Genomic DNA, 7,399 nt, shown 5'->3' on the forward strand with positions numbered 1-7,399 from the left:
TATTGATGAGGAAAACGAATAGCGCTAGAGGGTGCACCAAGATGTTACCGATAAGGGTTATATCAGATGCTTAATTAATCATGTGGCTGATGCGAAGGATTATTATCGTTTTGATTGTCAGGATCAATGTCATTGTTAACCGCGCCATCTTGTTCATCAAACTCAATAGCTCCATCTGGCTCAGATACCTCATCAAGGGCAACGACGTCATCGTTATCTGGATCAACGACGGTTTCAAGCTCAGATTGATTGTCCATGCCTAGTTGAGCTTTTTCAAATAAAGCATGTAAAGAGTCGGCATCAGTTAAGGCTGGTAAGTCGGCTAGCTGGGTAAGATTAAAGTAATCGAGAAATACACTGCTAGTGGCAAATAACGCAGGCCTACCAGGCACCTCTTTATGGCCCACTACTTTAATCCACTGGCGATCGACTAAGCTTTTTATGATATGGCTGCTAATAGCCACGCCTCTGATGTATTCAATATCGCCACGTGTTACCGGTTGTCGATAAGCAATAACCGCTAAGGTCTCCAGGGTTGCACGTGAATACTTAGGAGATTTCTCTTGCCACAGAGGTTGCAAGTAAGGACTGAGCATTTCCTGAGTTTGGAAGCGATAACCACTGGCAACTTTCACTAGTTGCACCCCACGCTCTTGATAATCTAGTTGTAATTCATCAAGCACTTCCTGAATGCGCGAGCGCGACACACTAAAGTCAGCCAACACAGTTTCTTTGATAGCGTTAACTGACAATGGCTTAGCTAAGACAAATAAACTGGCTTCGATAAGTTGCTTTAGCTGTGTAGGATTAATTGGCTTCATGGATCTCTTCGAATATCGTTAACCTCAACTTTGAATAAAAGAGAGGGATAAATCGTTAATATTTGCGTTATGTTAAGTCCGTTATGTCAAACTTGTCATGTGTTTTGCTCACAGCGTTGAGCTTGATTAATAGGCTTTTACATAAATGGGCGAGAAAGGTTCATTTTGTACTAATTCAACCAGTAACTCTTTGACCAGCTCCATAAGTGCCAAAAAGCTCACGACCACACCGGCTCGGCCTTCACTGACATCAAACAAACACTCAAAACCAATGAATTCGGTACTGGATAACCTGGCTAAAATTTGGCTCATACGCTCGCGGGTTGATAACTGTTCGCGCTTAACATGATGATCTTCATTGGCATCAATGCGTTTCAGCACTTCACCAAACGCGCGGGCAATATCCACCAGCGACACTTCAGGTGGCACAGTGACAGGTTTAATGTCTGGAGCTGCACTCACCGATGCTTGTAATACATCTCGCTCAATCCGTGGTAATGCATCGATATCTGCAGCAGCTTGCTTTATCACTTCATAGGCTTTTAATTGCCGGATCAGTACCACGCGAGGGTCTTCTTCCTCATCATTTTCACTGGCCATTTTAGGCAAAAGCAAACGTGACTTAATTTCAGCTAAGGTTGCGGCCATCACTAAATAATCAGCCGCCAGCTCAATCCGCGCTTCAGTCAGGATCTCAATATAGAGTAAATATTGCTGGGTAATTTGTTGAATGGGTAAATCAACCACATCCAATTTTTGTTTGCGAATAAGATACAGCAATAAATCCAGTGGGCCCTCGAAGGTTTCAAGAAACACTTCTAAGGCCTCAGGCGGAATAAACAAGTCTAGTGGCATGCTATCAAGTACTTGGCCACGAACCACAGCCAATGGTAGGCTCTGCTGGCTACCTTGCATATTTATCCTTGACGGTTCATCAACCATGGTCACCTATGGTTATTCAAATGCACTGGTATCGCCAGCACCATGACGTAATATCACCATCTCATCTTCAGACATATCAATCACAGTCGTTTGATTTTCAGGCAAATAGCCGCCATGAATAATACCTTCGACTAGGTGATCGAGAATGTCGCGAATATGCTCAGGGTCTGACTCAGCAAATTGCTCATTTGGCATTACCAAACTGGTGGTCATCATCGGCTCACCCAATGCTTCAAGTAACGCCAATGCAATAACATTATTCGGCACGCGGATACCTATGGTGCGTTTTTTATCGCATTGTAACCGGCGCGGCACTTCTTTAGTGGCTTTGAAAATAAACGTATATGGCCCAGGCATACAGCTTTTTAATAAACGATATGCTTGATTATCAACCCGGGCAAAATTAGCCAGTTCAGATAAGTCACGACACATTAACGAAAAATTGGTGTCGTTTTCTATCTGGCGAATACGCGCCATGCGCGTCATGGCATTTTTCTCGCCAATCATACAGCCTAATGCATAACCAGAGTCTGTTGGGTAAACAATGACTCCACCTTGTTTAAGAATCGCCACCGCTTGGTTTATTAACCTTGCTTGTGGGTTTTCATCATGAATATACCAAAATTGACTCATGCTCTTTCCGTCCAATGTTGTGATTGCCAAACCCATTCCACACCTTGAGGTTGGAATAAGTTTTTACCTAGCTCGATCCAATTACTGGGGAAGTGGAAATCGCTCCCCACAGAAGCAAGTAGGTTATTTTGCTTACTTAATGCGATAAGATTATTACGATCATCCAATGTTTGCTGGCCTAGAATAACTTCCATTGCATCGCCACCGGCCTCTGCAAATTCACGTACTAAGCGCTTAAGCCATTTGGCCGATAATTTGTAACCACTAGGGTGAGCCAAGACTGCAACGCCACCCGCTTGATGAATGTGGTCTATCGCATTGGCCATGTCGCCCCAATTATTAGGCACATAACCGGTTTTTCCGCGCGCTAAGTAACGTTTGAACACGCTAGGCATATCTGTCGCATGACCATTATCAGCTAACCATCTTGCATAATGGCCACGACTCAGTGCGGCGTCGCCAGCAATTGCTTTTGCGCCGTCATAAGCCCCTTCAATCCCGGCCTTAGCTAAACGCTCGCCAATTTCTTGGGCACGCACTTCACGCAATTGGCGTTGGTGAGTTAAAAAGTCTAATAATCCAATATGGCCGATATCTAAGTTTAAACCGACAATATGAATATCAAAACTGTTCCAACGCGTTGAAATCTCACAACCATTAATTAACACTAATGGTGTGGCGTGCGCTTGATTGGCAAGATGCGCTTCTGCTAACCCTCCGACTGTGTCGTGGTCAGTAATAGCAAACATCTCGACGCCTTTTTCAATAGCGCGAGTTAATAATTCGGTTGGTGTTAATTGACCGTCTGATGCGGTCGTGTGGCTATGAAGATCGGCCAGGAGAGTCTCTGTAATCATGTGCTTATTGTACAAGAGTAGCGATAAAAATACTGCTTGGATTTATGAATAAATGATGGCAATTGATGAATTATTTATACACAAGCCACCTAAAGCGCTCAATAATTAGCCTCTCGTTATCCTGGTTGTCATTTTTTAATGGCTTTTGAGAAATATTCAATTGACATTACTCTCCAGCTGGGTTTTCCTATAGGCATTAAACAAAGACATAACATAGCGATTAACAATGACACACTCTTTAGCTTCATTACACATTACTTGGTGGTGGCACTTCCCAAATTAACGGGTGGTGTGAAGCGTTGTGCTCATTTTTAAGAGACAAGATTTTACCAAAAAGCCCGCAGAAATGTGGGCTTTCTTGTTATCTGGCCCATGCAAAATTAGTCACTCGGGTTACACAATATTAGAGGCCAATAGATGATAAATAAACATGATACAAGGAGCGGCGACATAGTGACGACAACAGTGACTACACCAAATCAACTCGCTCAGGTTACCACGCAAAAGCAGGCACTAACCTACCATACAGATCCGCTAAAACTGTATCAGCAAGTGACTAATAACGCGCCGCATACCATGCTGTTAGAGTCTGCGGAGGTCGAAAGTAAAGACCATTTAAAAAGTATCGTCCTCACCCATGCGGCAATGATGATTCGTTGCGACGGTTATCAGCTTAGCTTTAGCGCATTAACTCAAAATGGTGCCGCGCTGTTAGCGCCAATAGCGAACTTCTTCAGTGATGCACAGCAACAACGAGATAATGATACTCTCATCGTGACGCTGCAAAAAGCCACCGAGTTACAAGATGAAGATGCACGGTTAAAGTCAACATCGCCTCTTGATGGCTTAAGAATGTTTATTAAGCACATTCAAACCAATAATCCGCTTAAATTTGAAGATTTATTTTTAGGTGGTGTATTAGCATATGACTTAATTGATACCGTCGAGCCACTCCCTGCTGCGCCCAATGCGCATAATGATTGCCCTGACTATTTATTTTATCTAGCTGAGACACTTATTTTAATTGACCATCAAACTCAGCAAGCTGAGATTGTCAGCCACCAATTCGGTCAAGACAACATCATTGCAGAGCAATTAGCCTTGCAACTGCAACACGTTACCGAACAATGCGCTGAGCTAGGTGATATTGCTCAATTAACGCCAGTGACAACCGACGAAGAAGTTAACATCACCGACGAGCAATTTAAGCAGACCGTGATTGATTTAAAAGAACATATTGTCGCCGGTGATATTTTCCAAGTGGTGCCATCACGTTGTTTCAGTCTACCTTGTCCGAATACCCTTGGGGCGTATCGGGCTTTGCGCTTAACCAATCCTAGTCCGTATATGTTCTATTTCAGAGGTCCTGATTTCACCTTATTTGGCGCATCGCCAGAAAGTGCCCTGAAATACGATGCGGCCAGTAACCAAGTCGAAGTGTATCCCATTGCTGGCACCCGAAAGCGCGGTAAAAATGCCCAAGGTGAGATTGATTTTGACCTAGACAGTCGTATAGAGCTCGAGCTGCGTTTGGATAAGAAAGAATTGTCTGAACATTTAATGCTAGTCGATTTAGCCCGCAACGACATTGCTCGCATCAGCCAAAGCGGTAGCCGTAAAGTGGCCGAACTGTTAAAAGTTGATCGTTATTCGCACGTGATGCATTTAGTCAGTCGCGTCACCGGTCAATTACGCTTAGATTTAGATGCCCTGCACGCTTATCAAGCCTGCATGAACATGGGAACTTTAGTGGGCGCGCCAAAAGTACGTGCATCGCAATTAGTTCGCCAAGCAGAGCAAGCTCGTCGCGGCAGTTATGGTGGCGCTGTAGGTTACCTCAATGGTCTTGGCGACATGGATACCTGCATTGTTATCCGTTCAGCCTTTGTTAAAAATGGGGTTGCTCATATACAAGCAGGTGCTGGCGTGGTATTTGATTCAGACCCACAAGCCGAAGCCGATGAAACTCGTCAAAAAGCCCAAGCGGTTATCTCAGCAATAAAGATGGGAGGTGGCCTATGAGCACTGCAACCACACAAGCCAGTAACCAAGCGACTAACCGCATGAAACTCTATTTACTGGATAACTTTGACTCATTCACCTACAACTTAGTCGATCAATTCCGCAGCCTTGGTTGTGAAGTCATCATTTACCGTAATGATGTCAGCGCCGATTATGTTGCACAAAAGCTTATTAATGAAACCTCAAAAGCAGCCTTGGTATTATCACCAGGCCCAGGGGCCCCTCATGAAGCGGGCTGCATGATGGAACTGATTGGTAAAGTAGCCGGCAAAGTTCCAATGTTGGGCATTTGTTTAGGTCATCAAGCTATGGTCGAATATTATGGCGGTAAAGTAGAACGAGCACCATTTGTGGTTCACGGTAAAGCCAGCCCCACCCTCCATAATGGTCAAGGCGTATTTGCCAATTTGCCCTCACCATTACCAGTGGCTCGTTACCACAGTTTGGTGGCGACAAAGGTGCCTGACTGCTTAGAAATCATTGCCACTACCGATGATATGCCGATGGCAATATTGCATCCACAACATCAAGCAATAGGCTTTCAGTTTCATCCAGAATCGATTTTAACCACCTTAGGTAGCCAACTACTGACGCAAACATTAGCGTATTTAACCCAAGACCACGCCTTTACTGGAGGAGAATAATGGATAATCTGCAAGCTTTATTCGACCGCCTTTATCAAGGTACTGCGTTAACTCGTGAACAAATGACACAAGTTTTTAGCGCGATTATTCAAGGGGATATGCAACCTGCCGCCATGGCAGGGATGTTAGTGGCGCTAAAAATGCGTGGCGAAACCATTGATGAAATAGCCGGAGCGGCAGATGCATTAAGGCAAGCCGCTAAACCCTTCCCACGCAGTGATGCCTCAAAACAAACCGGTATTGTTGATATTGTTGGTACCGGTGGTGATGGGCATAACACCATCAATATTTCCACTACAGCCGCTTTTGTTGCCGCTGCAGCTGGCGCTAAAGTAGCAAAACATGGTAATCGCAGTGTATCGAGTAAGTCTGGCTCATCTGACTTATTATCCCATTTCGGTATTGCACTCACCATGGCACCAGATGCCGCAAGCCAGTGTTTAGATAAACTGGGTTTATGTTTCTTATTTGCGCCGCATTACCATGGCGGAGTAAAACATGCTGTGCCGGTTAGACAAGCGTTAAAAACCCGGACCATTTTTAATGTGCTAGGACCGTTAATAAACCCTGCAAGCCCAGAATTTATGCTTCTAGGTGTTTACACACTTGAACTGATCGAGCCTATCGCACATGTGCTCCATGCTTTGGGGGTAAAACGCGCCATGGTGGTACATGGTAGTGGTTTAGATGAAGTGGCATTGCATGACAATACCTATGTGGCAGAACTAAAAGACGGTGTGGTGCGTACTTACCAACTTAGCCCTGAAGATCTAGGGGTTAAGCGCGCGAGTATCGAGCAACTCACCGGCGGCGAACCGGCAGACAATGCCCTCATAACGCAAGCTATTTTACAAGGTAATGGCCTCCCTGCTCACCGAGATGCTGTGGCCATTAACGCAGGTTGTGCTTTGTATATCAGTGGTGTGTGCGACTCAGTTCAAGCCGGGACACAGCTAGCATTAGCAACCCTTGCCAGTGGCGCTGCCTTCACCTTATTAACCGATTTAGCTGCCGTGAGCCAAGCAGGAGAACACCATGAGTAAGCCAGAAAGTAATGTATTAACCCGCATCGTTGCAACTAAAGTCGCGCATATTAGCGCACTTAAATTGCGTTTCCCCGAAGCTAGCTTACAACCTAAAATATCAGATCGTAGCTTATTTGATGCATTGAAAGCGCCGAATGCTCAGTTTATTTTTGAATGTAAAAAAGCCAGCCCTTCAAAAGGACTGATCCGCGCCGACTTTGATGTAGAAGCTATCGCTGATATTTATACTCGATATGCTGCAGGCATTTCAGTGTTAACCGACAAAGAATTTTTCCAAGGTGACATGGACTACATTCCTAAAGTGCGCGCTAGAGTGACTCAGCCGATTATTTGTAAAGACTTCTTTGTCGACCCTTACCAAGTGAAATTAGCGGCTCACCAAGGCGCTGATGCCATTTTACTGATGCTGTCAGTGCTTGATGATCAACAATATC

6 protein-coding genes and 2 pseudogenes are annotated in these 7,399 nt (G+C 44.7%); 4 read left to right on the top strand and 4 right to left on the bottom strand.

Annotated features, from left to right (window positions below; genetic code table 11):
• Window positions 1-230: 230 nt before the first annotated feature.
• The 4 genes and pseudogenes from scpB to ACED29_RS06250 form a co-directional block, all read right to left on the bottom strand.
• Window positions 231-821: pseudogene (gene scpB, locus ACED29_RS06235) on the bottom strand (SMC-Scp complex subunit ScpB); the annotation flags it as partial.
• A gap of 126 nt (window positions 822-947) precedes the next feature.
• A complete protein-coding gene (locus ACED29_RS06240; RefSeq protein ID WP_124016494.1) occupies window positions 948-1,736 on the bottom strand; it encodes a ScpA family protein in 789 nt (262 codons plus the stop codon).
• Window positions 1,737-1,775: 39 nt separating this feature from the next.
• Window positions 1,776-2,396, bottom strand: a complete 621-nt coding sequence (locus ACED29_RS06245; protein ID WP_124016493.1) for an L-threonylcarbamoyladenylate synthase — start codon at window positions 2,394-2,396, stop codon at window positions 1,776-1,778.
• Window positions 2,393-3,253 (bottom strand): PHP domain-containing protein, encoded by an 861-nt coding sequence (locus ACED29_RS06250; RefSeq protein WP_182741248.1) that lies wholly within the window; start codon window positions 3,251-3,253, stop codon window positions 2,393-2,395. The genes ACED29_RS06245 and ACED29_RS06250 overlap by 4 nt, the downstream gene beginning before the upstream one ends.
• Window positions 3,254-3,703: 450 nt before the next feature.
• Here ACED29_RS06250 and ACED29_RS06255 point away from each other — a divergent pair, with 450 nt between their 5' ends.
• From ACED29_RS06255 to ACED29_RS06270, 4 genes and pseudogenes are all read left to right on the top strand, one after another.
• The gene (locus ACED29_RS06255) at window positions 3,704-5,275 is read left to right on the top strand and encodes an anthranilate synthase component 1 (RefSeq protein WP_371697283.1); all 1,572 of its coding nucleotides are present in this window, start codon (window positions 3,704-3,706) and stop codon (window positions 5,273-5,275) included.
• A 41-nt stretch (window positions 5,276-5,316) separates the two neighbouring features.
• Window positions 5,317-5,919: an aminodeoxychorismate/anthranilate synthase component II gene (locus ACED29_RS06260; RefSeq protein WP_182722295.1), complete on the top strand. Its 603-nt coding sequence runs from the start codon at window positions 5,317-5,319 to the stop codon at window positions 5,917-5,919.
• Complete coding sequence (gene trpD / locus ACED29_RS06265) at window positions 5,919-6,962, top strand: anthranilate phosphoribosyltransferase (protein ID WP_371697280.1); 1,044 nt, start codon at window positions 5,919-5,921, stop codon at window positions 6,960-6,962. The genes ACED29_RS06260 and trpD overlap by 1 nt, the downstream gene beginning before the upstream one ends.
• A pseudogene (locus ACED29_RS06270) lies at window positions 6,955-7,399 on the top strand (bifunctional indole-3-glycerol phosphate synthase/phosphoribosylanthranilate isomerase); the annotation flags it as partial. The gene trpD and the pseudogene ACED29_RS06270, both read left to right, overlap by 8 nt.

It is taken from the genome of Shewanella sp. 5S214, assembly GCF_041439795.1.
Lineage (GTDB): Bacteria > Pseudomonadota > Gammaproteobacteria > Enterobacterales > Shewanellaceae > Shewanella > Shewanella vesiculosa.